This is a genomic window from Enterococcus sp. R12 (assembly GCF_058135755.1).
This window is the reverse complement of the sequence record NZ_CM176874.1, coordinates 3,240,137-3,253,741: the sequence shown is the minus strand read 5'-3', so window position 1 is coordinate 3,253,741 and position 13,605 is coordinate 3,240,137. Positions and strand designations below refer to the sequence as shown.

The following is a 13,605-nucleotide window of genomic DNA, read 5'->3' as shown; positions in this document are numbered from 1 at the left end:
AAGCAGCCGCTGAGCCTCCTTTGTGAGACCTTGGCGGCTGTTTTATATGAAAGGAAGAAACCGATGCGTTTAGACAAGTTTTTAGCGGATATGGGCTATGGCTCCCGCAAAGAAGTGAAACAGTTGATCAAAAAAGGGCTCGTGACCGTCAATGGACAAGTCATCAAAAGTGACAAAGCACAAGTACAAGAAACACAAGATACCGTTTGTTTTGAGGGGGAACCCATCGCCTATCAAAGCCAGTTTTATTATTTGCTGAATAAACCCGCCGGCGTGATTTCGGCAACTGTCGATTCCTATGAAGAGACGGTCTTAGATTTGTTTTCCGAAGAAGCATTTCGCGAAGATCTGTTTCCAGTAGGACGGTTGGATAAAGACACCGAAGGCTTTTTGCTGATTACGAACGATGGCGGATTGGCGCATCAATTATTGTCGCCTAAAAAGCATGTGGAAAAAGAATATTATGCCCAAGTCGAGGGAATCATGACAGCGGAGGATCAAAAAATCTTTGCCAAAGGCATCAAATTAGACGGCGAGTGGACTTTGCCGGCTGAGCTGCAGATCCTCAACGTCTATGAAGACGAAATGCGCAGCGAGATCAAACTGATCCTCCATGAAGGCAAGTTTCATCAAGTCAAACGGATGGTCCATGCAGTAGGAAAAGAAGTCGTTTATTTGAAACGGATTCGCATGGGCGGGCTGTCCTTGCCAGATGATTTGGCATTAGGCGAGTATCGGGAATTAACGTCTGAGGAATTGGCGAAGCTGCAAGAGCGAGGATAAGACGATTGGCGAGCTAAAGAAATTCTTATAAAAGTTGTTATTCGGCTGCAATATTTGTAAAAAAAGCCCGTTTTATAGGTAATTTACATGAAAATTTGCAACAATAGACTTTAAACTGTTGGAAAAACCCTCTTTTTTTTCATGAATAAGCATGTTAAAGTAGCCAAGCTACTAAAAAAAAGAAGGAGTTGCCTCATTGAAGAAAAAGATTTTTTTATTGCTTGCCCTTACGTTGCCGCTTTTCCAGCCAGCTGTCAGTTATGCTGCTGAAACGAAGAGCACCGAGGAACTGACGGTTTTGACTGCAGAACTTGCAACGTATGAAGAGGAAGTCACCACTAGCCAACAGAAAGTCACAGCGCTGGAAAGTCAATTAGCGGATTATCAGGAAGAATTAACCCAATTAGCACAAGAAAGCCAGGAAGTTCAAACGCAGATCGCTGCTCTGAATGACCAAAAAGCCCAGCATCAAGAAAGCCAAGCGCCAAGCAGCCTGGTAGTCGACGGACCACAAGCCACGATCCAACAACTACGCAAGTTTAGTGAACAACAAGCGGCTTTAAGGGAAGTGAACCAACAATTGGCGGAAAAAGAAGCCCAACAGCAACGAATCACTTCGTACCAAACCTTGACGCAAGCCCAATTAGTACATAGTAAAGAACAACTAGCAACAGCAAAAGAAGAATTGCAGAGCCAACAAGAGCAGCTGCAGCAAACGCAAGCGCAAGTACAAGACTTGCAAGAAAAAGTGGACAAAGAAGCAAAAGCCGCTGAAGAAGCAAAACAAAAAGCCAAAGAAGCAGCAGAGAAAGCAGCAGCCAGTGAATTTTCACTGCCAATCACGGGCGCCGTGTCGATCTCCAGCGGTTTTGGTACTCGAGCTGACCCAACTGGTTTTTCTGGGACACAGCATGACGGGATCGACTTTACAGGTCAAGCGGGGGAGAAGATCGTCGCCGCTCGGGATGGTCAGGTAGAAGATGCTGGTTATGGTCCAAGTACGGGGAATTACGTGATTTTGGCTCATGATAACGGCTTTTACTCGTATTATTTTCACTTAACAGCTATCAGTGTCTCGAAGGGGGCAACCGTTGCAGTTGGCGAGCAAGTCGGTACGATGGGGACGACTGGAAACTCGACTGGCGTCCATTTGCACTTTGGATTGAGTAAGACGTTGTGGTCAGATTTCGTTGATCCAGCAGCTTACTTACCGCTATAAGCCAAAGCATCGAGTAGAAACATTGAAAAAAACATCTGAAACCAAAAAGCATGACTGACAAGAGGGGTTCCTCAAGTCGTCATGCTTTTTTTGTTTACCACAAGCCCGGTTGAGCAATGATCACTAACTGTTCTTTGGTAAAGGGATGCTCCAGATGCAATTCATAGCCATGCAGCAGCAAACGCGGCGCTGGTTTGTTTTGGTAAAGCGGGTCACCGACGACTGGATGACCGATACTGGCAAGGTGGACGCGAATTTGGTGCGTCCTCCCCGTATCTAACACACAATACACATCGGTCGTCTTTTGTTGGGTGTGGGCGATGGTTACATGGGTGACGGCTGACTGACCGTTGCGGGGGTCAATGATCCGCTTGCGACGATCGTGACGGTCACGACCGATTTTTTTGGCGATCGTTTGATCTTGCGTAAGTTTGCCCCAAACTGTGGCTTGATAGCGGCGGAAAATCTGTTTGTTTTCCAACATTCGACCCAAGATCGGCAACACCAAAGGATTTTTTGCGAATAAAACGACACCGCTGGTTTCTTTGTCTAGACGATGGACCACATAAGGCTGCTGCTGTTTCGGCGCAAGGTAAGCAGCTGCATCATTCAATAGGGTATCTGCTTCTAATGGCTGATTGGGGTGCGTCTTGACCCCCGCAGGCTTGTTCAGCACCAATAAGTGCTCATCTTCAAAAAGTACGTCGACTTTGTCTGCTTGGCCTAACTGGATCGGCTGATAGCTGTAATCACTGTCTTCAATGATCAAAGTGATTTGATCGCCGCCACGAACTTCTTGATGAAACATCGCGGGCTGCTGATTGACGGTAACATTTTTCCGTGTGCGCAGAAAATGGCGCACTTTTCGTGGGACGAGCCACTCCCGTTCCAACAAATCGCGAAGCGGCATGGGCGGGTGATTTTCGGGTAAAGTCATGGTGTATTCCATAAAAACGTCCTTTCTTTGCTGTTCGCTACCGACTATTATAGCATCTTTAAGCTTTTCTTATAAAAAAAACAATAAAAAACAGAGCATTCAATGCTAGAATAATAAAGCATTCTTTTCGAATGAAATTACGTCTAGAGCCGTATAACAAAGAAAGTCATTTATGCTACACTTAACCAAAGGAGCGTGAAGTAATGGATTGGAAACACATCCTTCACAAAATAAAGACCGGTTGGCTGACCTTTTGGCGCTGGTTAAAACCGTATTTGCAGCAATTTCATCAATGGCGCAAGCGGGTTTGGAAAAAATACCACGTAAATAAAATTTTTATTTTACTTAGTTTAGTTGCTATCTTAATCATGAGCGGGTATTTGTTTTATATCGCCAAAAATACGAAAGTCAGTGAATTAGAGTCAGGTCTGAAAGAATCGACGGTGATTTTTGATGCCAATGGCGATGAAGCAGGGCAGTTGTACTCGCAAAAAGGCACGTACGTTTCTCTTGATGCCATTTCCAGTGATGTGGTCAACGCCTTGATCTCAACCGAAGACCGCAACTTCTATAATCACCACGGGTTTGATATCAAGGGGATCGCTCGAGCAGCCCTGCGCATGCTGGTCAACCGCAGTGCCGAAGGCGGTGGGGGAAGTACCATCACCCAGCAGCTTGCCAAAAATGCCTATCTGTCCTTGGATCAAACCTTTAGTCGAAAAGCCAAGGAGCTTTTCTTAGCGATCGAGATCGAGAAGAAATATTCTAAAGATGAGATTTTGGAAATGTATTTGAACAGTTCCTATTTTGGTAACGGGGTTTGGGGCATTCAAGATGCCTCGCTAAAATATTTCGGTGTCAATGCTTCTGAACTAAGCGTGGGAGAAGCTGCGACGTTGGTGGGGATGCTCAAAGGTCCTTCGATCTATAACCCGATCGACAATCTGGAAAACGCCACGAACCGTCGCGATACCGTCTTGAGTTTGATGGTGGATAACGGCAAGTTGGACCAGTCCGTTGCTGACCAAGAATCACAAGTTGCCTTAGCTAATTTACTGTATGATGGATTTGGCAATTCAGAATCTGGCTATAAGTATCCTTATTATTTCGATGCGGTCATCGATGAAGCCGAATCCTATGGGTTGGACGCCGATGATGTCATGAATCGCGGCTACAAGATCTATACAGCACTGGATCAAAACTACCAAGCGCAAATGGAAGCTGCCTATAAAAACGATGCCTTGTTCCCTGAAAATGCCGCTGATGGTACGATGGTGCAATCAGGCTCTGTCGCACTTGATCCGAATACCGGTGGGGTGCAAGCGGTGGTGGGTCGTCGTGGCGAGCACGTCTTTAGAGGCTTTAATTTTGCCACGCAAATGAAACGTTCACCAGGCTCCACGATCAAACCGATCAGCGTCTTCGCCCCTGCCCTAGAAGCTGGGTTTGAACCCGATAGCATCCTGAAAGACGAGCCCCTCGATTTTTATGATGCTCAAAACTTTGATGGGACCTATGCTGGCGAAGCAGTCATGTATCAAGCCCTCGCCCAAAGCCTGAATCTGCCAGCAGTTTGGCTGTTGCATGAGATCGGCTTAGATCGTGGGTACAGCAAAGCACAAGAGTTTGGACTTTCCTTGACCGAATCCGACAAATATTATGGCTTAGCATTAGGTGGTTTGGAAAAAGGGGAATCACCCATGACGATGGCAGCAGCGTATGGCGTTTTCGCAAATGGCGGGTATTACTACAAACCGCATTTGATCACCAAAATCGTTGATTCAACTGGTGCCGTGATCGTTGACAATACGTCTGTGCAAGGCAAACGGGTGATTTCTAAAGAGACCGCTGATAAAATGACGAGCATGATGCTCGGCACCTTTTCTAACGGGACGGGTGTTAGTGCCAGTCCATACGGCTTTACGATCGCCGGTAAGACGGGTACGACAGAGACCAACTTTGATGCTTCTAAGGTCAATGACCAATGGATCGTCGGCTATACCCCTGATATGGTTCTTTCAACCTGGCTAGGATTTGAACATGTGAGTGAAGATCATTACTTAACGGGAACTAGCGGACAAGTCGTTGGGAAAATATTCAAAGCAGAGGCCGAAAGCTTACTGCCTTATAGTCAAGGCACCCAATTCCAAGTTGCAGACGCTTATTGGACAGGTGGAAAATTGATGGCAGCCGATGAAGTACCAGATCCTGAGAGCAGTACGTCACAAAATGGCAATGATTGGCAGAAAACCATCGATGACTTTGCCGAAAGCGCCAAAGAAGGTATGAAGGAATTCGGCAGCAAGATCAAAGAAGGAACGAAAGAACTGTTTGGCGGCTTGTGGAATTCCATCAGCGGAAATTAAAGGAATTAGGCAACTGCTAGTCTAGAACCTGAGAAGAATGGTATACTAGAAAAAAAGAGGAGGCGTCAAAATGGCAAATATTTATGATACAGCAAACCAATTAGAACGTGAATTACGCGAGTCAGAACAGTTTCAAGATTTGAAAGGTTCTTTCGACCGCTTGAAAGCAAATGAAGAAGCGTATGCGTTATTCAAAGAGTTTCAAGAGTTGCAACAAAGCCTGCAACAAAAAATGATGGCTGGCGAAGAAATGACAGAAGAAGAAGCGCAAAAAGCCCAAGAATTATCGCAAAAAATTCAACAAGACGGCATTGTTTCTGACTTGATGCAAAAAGAGCAAGCCTTCAGCTTAGTAGCTAATGACTTGAACCGCATCATCATGGGTCCTGTAAGAGATCTATACGAAGCGTAATCGCCAACCAACAAAGACCAAAGAAGCAAGTGAATCTTCAGAGCAATCGGCTGCAACTGCAAGAGCCTTTTCCAAAGAAGTTTCAAAATCGCTTCTTTGGTTTTTTTTATGAAAAAGGCGAACAAATTTTCGTATTTTGCTGACGAAATGCCTGAGAAATGTTATGATAGAAGCATTAAGGAGGGAGAAAGAAATGCGATTTTTACATAGTGCAGACCTGCATATCGACCGGTCATTTGAAGGGGTTCATTTGTTATCTGAAAAAGTGAAGACCCAACTCCCTGCCATCAATCAAAAAATCATCCGTAATTTGGTGGATGTTGCCTTAGAAAAAGCGGTCGATTTTGTTTTGCTGGCTGGGGATACATTCCATCAAGCACGGCCGAGTCTAAAAGTGCAGCATGACTTTTTTGCCCAACTGCAACGACTAGGGGAAGCACAGATCCCTGTCTATATGATTTTCGGCAACCATGATTATTATGATCCGCAACGGTATTGGTTTGCTTTTCCAGAAAATGTCATTCTCTTTTCATCAGAAGAAGTTCAAACGGTTCAAGGAACAACGAAAAACGGTGAAACCTATGCAATCAGTGGATTTAGCTACCAACATCCTTGGATCACTGAAAATAAAGTAACAGAATTTCCTGCAAGAGCAGCGGTGGATTACCATATTGGGCTTTACCACGGGGACCAAGCTGGTGAACGGTATGCCCCCTTTTCAATCAGTGAAATGAAGCAAAAAGGCTATGATTATTGGGGCTTGGGGCACATCCATGTACCTAAGACGCTCTCAGAGCAGCCACCGATTCTCTATCCCGGCACACCTCAAGGAAAGACCAAGAAAGAACAGGCGACTGGGGTGATTTTGGCAGACTTATCACCGCAGGGACCAACGATCGAGCGCTTGGAGATCGCAGAGATCGCTTGGCAAAAGCAAGTGGTCTCCTTAGCGGATGTGACTGCCTCGAATGCCGTATTGCCAGCGATCATCGAGCGCTTAAAAAGCCCTCGTTCGCGCTTGCTGCATCTGGTGTTGACCGATGTGCAGCAGCTGCCGCCAGATTGGTTTCCAGCTGCGGAAAAAAATGAATGGCTGACCTACCTCAATGAACGGTTGGCACAAACAGAGCCGCTGCAAGTGATCTATGCCCTTGAAGTCGAGCAAGCCAATGAAGACAAGATCGCATTGGCGGTATCAGAAGATTATATGCTGCAGTTTTTAGCGATGTATGAGTCGCCAGAGATGTTTGCGGACCGATTGTCGGATCTATTGCAGCATCCACTGATCCAGCGGGGGATCACCCATGAATCATTTCAAGAAGAAGTCTTGCAGCAAGCCAAGCAATTGTTGAAAGACGACTTTCAATGGGAGGAGCAGTCATGAGAATTTTAAAAGCAGAGATTACCGGTTTTGGGAAATACCATGAACAAAGCTTTGCCTTTCATCCGCAAAATCAGCTGCTCTTTGGGCACAACGAGATCGGAAAATCGACGTTGTATCAATTTATTGCCGCCATCTTGTTTGGCTTTCCGAAAAAGACAGCCAAGAAAAAAGACTATACCCCCAAAAACGGTGCTGCTTACGGTGGCAAGTTATGGTTGGCGCTGGAACCCTTCGGCGAAGTGATCGTGGAACGCTATCGGCAAGTGGACCGTGGTCGTGCCAAAGTCCATGTCGCTGGCCAGACGGTCGATGAGCAATGGCTGGCACAACACCTGCAGCCCCTCAATCGAGCATTGTTCTTCGATGTCTTTACTTTTCAGCAAGAGCAATTGACCCAGATCGATAAGCTAGAAGAAAATGAGCTGCACCAAGCGTTGATTTCTCTAGGGATCAGCGGCAGTCAAAAAATGCTGCAGCAAGTGGCGCAATATGAAACCATCAATCAGCAGCAATACAAGCCACGAGGGCAAAAGCTGCCTTTGAACCAAGCGTTAAAACAATTAGAAAAACTGCAAAAAACGATTGCGGAAAAAGAAAGCGAAGAAAGCCGCATCCAACAGCAGTATCAACAGATCGCCCAGCTGCAAGAACAGATCCAAGACTTGCGGCACCAGTATCAAGCATTGAATGACGCTTATCAGGAAAATCAGCAACAGCTGAGTCACTGGGGCTTTTATGAAGAGTGGCAGCAAATGGCACCAGCAGATACGCTAGCCGATCCTCAGCAAGTCCAAGCCATCAAACAGTTTTATCAGCAGTATCAGCAGCTGACGGAAGAAATTCGCAAAAAAGAAGCCGAATTAGATCAGTTGGAGCAAGGAAAAGAATCAGACAAGTATTTCTTTTACCTTGATCACGAGCATCAGATCAATCACTTGCTGCAGCAGCAAGTGACGATGGCGCGTTTGGCAGATCGTGAAGCAGCAGCCAATCAACAAGAAACTGTCGCCATCACAGAGTTGAATCGCTTGATTGAAAAGCGCCAGTGGAGCAGAGAATCGCCGCCGCTAGTAACGGCTTCGATCCATGAACAAACCACACGTTTACTGCAAGAACGTGTGCAGTTAGAAGAGCTCGAAAAGCGCATGAGGCATTTAGAAGAAAAAGCGCAACCTTTGCAAGCCACCGTGGCCCGCTTAGAACAGCAGCATCCTCAATTGATTGGCCGCAAGCCCGTTTCTCGCCCACTATGGCCGCTAGGGATCGTCGGTGGGCTAGTCGCAGTGATCGGTATCTTTTTGCCAAGTCCCTGGCGCTGGCTTGCATTAGGTGCGGGGATCGCGGGGATCGCAGCGATCATCGGCAGTATTTTGCCGCTGATGAAAGCAGCACCAAACAAGCAGCAAGGCATCAAGCAAGAATGGCAGACGGTCCTCATGCAGTTGGATCTACTGGGCGAAGAGTTGGCACAGCTGGAAAATGAACAGCAGCAAAAGCAACAGCAGATCAGCCGTGCCCACCAAGCGTTGACACCCTTTTTTGGTGATTTGCCGGTGGAAAACTGGCAGTCGTATCTATTCGCCTATGATGAAGATGTTGCTAGCTATCAAGCCTACTCGCAGCAGCGCAAGCAAGCCTATCAAGAACGGCAAGCGGTCACGGAAGAATTGGCCCCCTTTGAGGAGCAATTCCGCCCGTATGCGGAGTGGCTGCCGCTGCAAAACAAAACCTTGTTAGAAAAAGCGGCGATGTTGCAGAAGTTTCATGAAGAGATGCAAACGATCAAGCTTTCGCGGTTGCAACAACCTAGCACGTTATTGGCCCAACAATTGACCCGTACCCGCAACGAACGCGACCAGCTGTTTGCCCAAGCCAGTGCGCTCTTGCAGCAGCAAGGGTTAGATCACCCTGCAGAAATCAGCCTCTGGTTGAAGCAATGGGAAGCAGCGCAGCGCACGCAGCAGCGAGCAGAAGAATTGGCGGGGATGTTAACACCGATCTATCCCAAACCAGTCACACAAGCAGAATTGCTGCAGCAAAAAGACCAGATCAAGCAGCAGCAAACACAGCTTCAGGCACAAATGCAGCAGTTGACGGAGCACAAACAACGCTTGGAATTAGAAGCAGCAGCCAGTCAAAAAAACGGCACCTTGAATCAGCTTTATCAAGAAGAAAGTGAGCTGAAGGCGGTCATTGAAGAACTCGCTGTGGCATGGGGCAGTCGTCAGTTGGCGGCTTCAATTTTGACGGATGTCACGACTGAATTGTCAGAACAGCAATTGCCGCAGCTATTGTCAGCCGCTTCGACTTATTTTGAACAGCTTTCAAACGGACGTTATCAAAAGATTCTTCTGGAAAATGGTCTGTTAGTAGCGGCAAATGCCAGCGAGACCTTTTCGATCATTGACTTGTCCACAGGAACGAAGGATCAGTTGATCATGGCGTTACGTTTCGGTTATCTAGCGCTGCAAAAAAATCATCCGTTGTGCCCGATCATTATTGATGATGGTTGGTTGCATTATGACAGTGTTCGTAAGGAACGCTTCGCAGCACTATTAAAAGAGTTTGGACAAAGTTATCAAGTAATTTGTTTGTCTTCTGACCAAGAAATGGTAAGCTATTATCAGAAGTACCAGCAGCCTATCCAGGATCTGAGTAAAGGAAGTGAAAGATTTGGCTGATCGGCCAAATAAGCCCATGAAAAAAATTCGTGAATTAACTGTTGATGAAACGTTTCAACTTTTCTTACTGATCAAAAATGCCGATGTACGGATCGCGAAAAACGGCAAAAAGTTTATTGCCTTCACGTTTCAGGATACATCTGGCACGATCGATGGAAAGTTTTGGGATGCATCAGATGAAGAAATCGCCCGTTTTGAACCCGGAAAAGTGGTACTACTAGATGGGAAACGAGAAGTTTACCAAGGCAATCCGCAAGTCAAAATCATGCATTTGCGTTTAGCGAAGCCGGAAGAACCCCACGAACCAAGCCAATACATGGAAAAAGCGCCCTTGCGAAAAGAAGAGATGGAAGAAGAAATCAGTCAAACCTTGTTTGAGATCACAAATCCTCACTGGAATCGCATCGTCCGTTTCTTGTTGAACAAGTATAAAAAGGAATTCTTTGATTTTCCAGCTGCGAAGCGCAATCACCATGCCTTCGCCAGTGGATTGGCGTATCATACGACAACTATGCTGCGCTTAGGAAAAGCGATCGTCAAAGAATACCCTGAATTAAATGCGTCACTGCTGTATGCGGGCATTATTTTACATGATTTAGGAAAAGTGATCGAGTTGACAGGTCCCATGACGACAGAATATACCTTAGCGGGGAATCTAGTAGGGCATTTGGTCTTAGTGGATGAAGAAATCACGCAAGCCTGTATTGCTTTGAAATTTGATGACAAACAAGAAGACATCGTTGTTTTGCGGCATATGGTCTTAGCCCACCATGGCTTGTTAGAATATGGGTCACCTGTTCGGCCCCGCATAATGGAAGCGGAGATCCTCCATCAGATCGATAATTTGGATGCTTCCATGCAAATGATGCTGACCTCGATCCGCCTGACAGAACCTGGTCAATACACAGACCGAATTTTTGGCATGGACAATCGGAGTTTTTATGTACCAAAAGAAGTGTAGCAGTGATGTTGCAGCTTGATCGATCAAAGTGAATGATAGAAAGAACAAAAACCACGCTAGGCTTGCTTAGCGTGGTTTTTTTAGCTGCTGGAAAAAGCAGCTGGAAAAAGCAGTTGAATCGTAGATAGAAATCTAATCGGCACAAAAAAAGAAGCACCGCTATGACGGCACTTCTTTTTTCGTTTATTCAGCAGAAGAATCTGTAGCACTTTCACTTGTTGCAGTAGAATCATCGGTTGCCTCAGTAGCAGAAGAATCTGCTGCAGAGCTGTCTGTTGCATCCGTTGCAGAAGAGTCAGCAGTTGAATCTTCTGTTTCGGCAGCTGTGATGTAATCAGAAAGCAAGTCTGCTAAGTCAGAGTCTTTCATTTTCACGTTGGCTGCTTGCAATTCTTGACCGATCGTTGCTGCCATAAAGGTTGAATCATTCAACAACGTGTTTTGAGCAATTTCAGTCAGTTCATCTTTGTATTTATCCATATCGTTGCCTTTGTCTTGGTTTTTCACCATTTTCACGATATAGTATTCCGTCGTATAAGTCGACGTGTTGGTTGCAGAAATCACTTCAGAGATTTCACCATCTTTTAAATCAAAAGCGGCTGTTTTCACTTCGTTTGGCACAGCAGTTGACGTAGAATCGAATTTGATCGTTCCGCCATCTTCTTTTGTTGCTGCATCCGTTGATTTTTCTTTAGCGATTTCGCCAAAGTCAGCATCATCTTTTTTCGCTTCTTCTAAGACATCTTTGGCATCATCTTCACTTGCTACTTTGATGATTTGTGCTTCTACTTCTGGGTGGAAAGAATCCCAAGCAGTTTTCATTTCTTCATCAGTAATATCCATGTTGGCTTTTAAGCCTTCACGTAACGCAAGCTGTTCTTTCAATTCTGCACGGTAAGATTTCACCGTATAACCAGAAGCAGTCAAGGTTGATTCAAAAGAATCACTACCGCCGTATTGTTCAGCCACGTTGTTGAATTGTTCGTCGATCATTTCTTCAGTCACATCATCGCCGTATTTTTCATTAAAGACTTTTAAGACGATCATTTGACGCAACGCTTGTTGGTTTTCTGAACTTGTTTTTGCTTTATCATAAAAATCTTGAACAGTGATTTTACCGCCCTTCATTGTTGCGATTTCCTCACTTGAGTTTCCACAAGCCGCTAATGCAAAAAGACTCATTGCACTGACTGCTACTAAAAGTAATTTTTTCTTCATTCGTTTAAGCACTCCTAATTCTAAAAAGATTCATAATAATCACTGCACCTACTATACCACTTCTAGAAATGGTTGGGAAGAAAACAGTGGATGTTTCAAACAAAATTCATAAAAACTACAAATTTTCGATTTGTTTGTCATCCTCTGCGCTTTGGGCTTGAATCGTCGTAATGTGTTGATTCAATTGCTCCATTTGGGTCTTGATCCGAGCAAGGCGCGGTTGGGCTTGGAATTTGAAGGCTTCCAAATCTTTCGTGAAAGACTCCGTAACAACAGGGATCGTTTCGTCGATCGTTTTGCGGGTCACCATTACGGCATCTTTTAGCTGTTTGACGCTGTCATTGAATTCTAAGGTCGCTTCTGTCGTGTCATCTAAATAGCGAATCAATTCTTCACGGGTTTCATTGCCGCTTTTCGGTGCAAAAAGCAAACCGCCTAAGGCGCCGGCGATGGACCCGAATAATAGTCCTTTAAGAAAATTGCCGATCATTTAGTCCACCTGCTTTCCAATTTTTTCGGCGATTGCCGCTAGTTCTTCCCCCGTGTAATTGTCTGCGTGATTGCCAAAATGGATCTTGAAATCATCGTCTTTGCTGTAACGAGGAATCAAATGGACATGGGAATGGAAGACCGATTGGTACGCCAATTCTTTATTGTTGTTGATGATATTTAAGCCTTCGATCTCAGGGAATGCTTTTTCGATCGCCCGAGCAATCTTAGGGATGCGGGCAAAAACCGCTGCTGCCAACGTTTCATCGTACTCAAAAATATCCGTCACATGGGTTTTGGGAATCACCAATGTATGACCAGGGGTGACTTGGGAAATATCTAAAAAGGCATAAACTTGCTCATCCTCGTAGACTTTGTAGCTAGGGATCTCACGATTGTTGATTTTACAAAAAATACAATTTTCCATTGTAAAAAAACCTCCTTGATCTATTACCTCTACTTTACCATATTTTGCTTTTTTTCGTCTGGTTTCCTCTTTGAAAAAGTCGGAACAAGGCAACTGTTCCTTCAACAAAGGCGCTTTTTTAAAGAAATGCGAAAAGCGAGCGAGAAACGCTTGCATTTAGATTCCAACAACCCTAGACTTAATATCAGAAATCAATTGGAAAGAAGGAACCTATGAAACCGATCATCAAAGAAACCTTACAGAAAAAAACAACGACTTCAGCGAAGCTCCGCTACTTGGCTTATGCCTATAAAGAATGGTTGATTGCGATCACGCTGTTTATGGTGTTCGCAGGTTCGATCACCTATTCGCTAACGCGTCCAAAAGAAGAAGTAGTCAATGCCGCCATCGTCACTGAAACAGCGATGGACCCTACGGTGCAGAGTGAATTGGAGACAGCCGTTGAGACCTGGGCGATCGACCAAGGGTATCAAAAAGAAGAGCTGAGGATCAGTCTGGTTTCCTATGCTGAACCTGCTGCTGTTCAAGCCTTTACCACCCGTCTTGCCGCCGGTGCGATCCAAATGGTCATTTTTCCAGCGAGTGATGCACAACTGTGGCAAGAACGCTTTGGCAGCCAAGAATTGCCGCAAGAAACCATTACAGTGGGAGAAAACGAATTTATCTTACAAGTCACGAATAAAGAAAAATAAGCAACGGTTTTGCTAGCGGATTGAAAAAAGAGCCTA

General features: G+C 45.3%; 12 protein-coding genes. 8 read left to right on the top strand and 4 right to left on the bottom strand.

What is annotated here, in order from left to right; all coding sequences use genetic code 11:
* Positions 1–63: 63 nt before the first annotated feature.
* Entirely contained in the window at positions 64–783 is a 720-nt protein-coding gene (locus tag ACTW1R_RS15065) for a pseudouridine synthase (protein ID WP_087628082.1), read from the top strand.
* Positions 784–979: 196 nt separating this feature from the next.
* Positions 980–2,002 (top strand): M23 family metallopeptidase, encoded by a 1,023-nt coding sequence (locus ACTW1R_RS15060; protein WP_087628081.1) that lies wholly within the window; start codon positions 980–982, stop codon positions 2,000–2,002.
* Positions 2,003–2,096: 94 nt separating this feature from the next.
* Here ACTW1R_RS15060 and ACTW1R_RS15055 read toward each other — a convergent pair whose 3' ends face one another.
* Complete coding sequence (locus ACTW1R_RS15055; RefSeq protein WP_005227703.1) at positions 2,097–2,951, bottom strand: RluA family pseudouridine synthase; 855 nt, start codon at positions 2,949–2,951, stop codon at positions 2,097–2,099.
* A 191-nt stretch (positions 2,952–3,142) separates the two neighbouring features.
* Here ACTW1R_RS15055 and ACTW1R_RS15050 point away from each other — a divergent pair, with 191 nt between their 5' ends.
* From ACTW1R_RS15050 to ACTW1R_RS15030, 5 genes are all read left to right on the top strand, one after another.
* Positions 3,143–5,305 carry a PBP1A family penicillin-binding protein gene (locus ACTW1R_RS15050; protein WP_005227705.1) on the top strand — a complete coding sequence of 721 codons (2,163 nt, stop codon included), beginning with the start codon at positions 3,143–3,145 and terminating at the stop codon, positions 5,303–5,305.
* A gap of 70 nt (positions 5,306–5,375) precedes the next feature.
* Complete coding sequence (locus tag ACTW1R_RS15045) at positions 5,376–5,717, top strand: YlbF/YmcA family competence regulator (protein ID WP_005227708.1); 342 nt, start codon at positions 5,376–5,378, stop codon at positions 5,715–5,717.
* 193 nt (positions 5,718–5,910) lie between these two features.
* Positions 5,911–7,101, top strand: coding sequence for a metallophosphoesterase family protein (locus ACTW1R_RS15040; RefSeq protein ID WP_233619068.1), 1,191 nt, complete (start codon positions 5,911–5,913; stop codon positions 7,099–7,101).
* Entirely contained in the window at positions 7,098–9,782 is a 2,685-nt protein-coding gene (locus ACTW1R_RS15035; protein WP_375826771.1) for an AAA family ATPase, read from the top strand. The genes ACTW1R_RS15040 and ACTW1R_RS15035 overlap by 4 nt, the downstream gene beginning before the upstream one ends.
* Positions 9,783–9,798: 16 nt before the next feature.
* Positions 9,799–10,743 (top strand): 3'-5' exoribonuclease YhaM family protein, encoded by a 945-nt coding sequence (locus ACTW1R_RS15030; protein ID WP_026008117.1) that lies wholly within the window; start codon positions 9,799–9,801, stop codon positions 10,741–10,743.
* A gap of 183 nt (positions 10,744–10,926) precedes the next feature.
* Here ACTW1R_RS15030 and ACTW1R_RS15025 read toward each other — a convergent pair whose 3' ends face one another.
* From ACTW1R_RS15025 to ACTW1R_RS15015, 3 genes are all read right to left on the bottom strand, one after another.
* A complete protein-coding gene (locus tag ACTW1R_RS15025; protein WP_005227715.1) occupies positions 10,927–11,961 on the bottom strand; it encodes a peptidylprolyl isomerase in 1,035 nt (344 codons plus the stop codon).
* Between the two features lie 115 nt (positions 11,962–12,076).
* Positions 12,077–12,451 (bottom strand): YtxH domain-containing protein, encoded by a 375-nt coding sequence (locus ACTW1R_RS15020; RefSeq protein ID WP_167821396.1) that lies wholly within the window; start codon positions 12,449–12,451, stop codon positions 12,077–12,079.
* Positions 12,452–12,877: an HIT family protein gene (locus tag ACTW1R_RS15015; protein WP_005227719.1), complete on the bottom strand. Its 426-nt coding sequence runs from the start codon at positions 12,875–12,877 to the stop codon at positions 12,452–12,454.
* Between the two features lie 212 nt (positions 12,878–13,089).
* On the opposite strand from ACTW1R_RS15015, the gene ACTW1R_RS15010 reads away from it, so the two are divergent.
* Positions 13,090–13,569: a hypothetical protein gene (locus ACTW1R_RS15010; protein ID WP_271813697.1), complete on the top strand. Its 480-nt coding sequence runs from the start codon at positions 13,090–13,092 to the stop codon at positions 13,567–13,569.
* The last annotated feature ends 36 nt before the right edge of the window (positions 13,570–13,605 follow it).

Excerpts from the sequence above, each read along its gene's own strand:
- ACTW1R_RS15065 (WP_087628082.1), top strand. The coding sequence starts at position 64 with ATGCGTTTAGACAAGTTTTTAGCGGATATGGGCTATGGCTCCCGCAAA.
- ACTW1R_RS15055 (WP_005227703.1), bottom strand. The coding sequence starts at position 2,951 with ATGGAATACACCATGACTTTACCCGAAAATCACCCGCCCATGCCGCTT.
- ACTW1R_RS15050 (WP_005227705.1), top strand. The coding sequence starts at position 3,143 with ATGGATTGGAAACACATCCTTCACAAAATAAAGACCGGTTGGCTGACC.
- ACTW1R_RS15045 (WP_005227708.1), top strand. The coding sequence starts at position 5,376 with ATGGCAAATATTTATGATACAGCAAACCAATTAGAACGTGAATTACGC.
- ACTW1R_RS15040 (WP_233619068.1), top strand. The coding sequence starts at position 5,911 with ATGCGATTTTTACATAGTGCAGACCTGCATATCGACCGGTCATTTGAA.
- ACTW1R_RS15035 (WP_375826771.1), top strand. The coding sequence starts at position 7,098 with ATGAGAATTTTAAAAGCAGAGATTACCGGTTTTGGGAAATACCATGAA.
- ACTW1R_RS15030 (WP_026008117.1), top strand. The coding sequence starts at position 9,799 with ATGAAAAAAATTCGTGAATTAACTGTTGATGAAACGTTTCAACTTTTC.
- ACTW1R_RS15025 (WP_005227715.1), bottom strand. The coding sequence starts at position 11,961 with ATGAAGAAAAAATTACTTTTAGTAGCAGTCAGTGCAATGAGTCTTTTT.
- ACTW1R_RS15020 (WP_167821396.1), bottom strand. The coding sequence starts at position 12,451 with ATGATCGGCAATTTTCTTAAAGGACTATTATTCGGGTCCATCGCCGGC.
- ACTW1R_RS15015 (WP_005227719.1), bottom strand. The coding sequence starts at position 12,877 with ATGGAAAATTGTATTTTTTGTAAAATCAACAATCGTGAGATCCCTAGC.
- ACTW1R_RS15010 (WP_271813697.1), top strand. The coding sequence starts at position 13,090 with ATGAAACCGATCATCAAAGAAACCTTACAGAAAAAAACAACGACTTCA.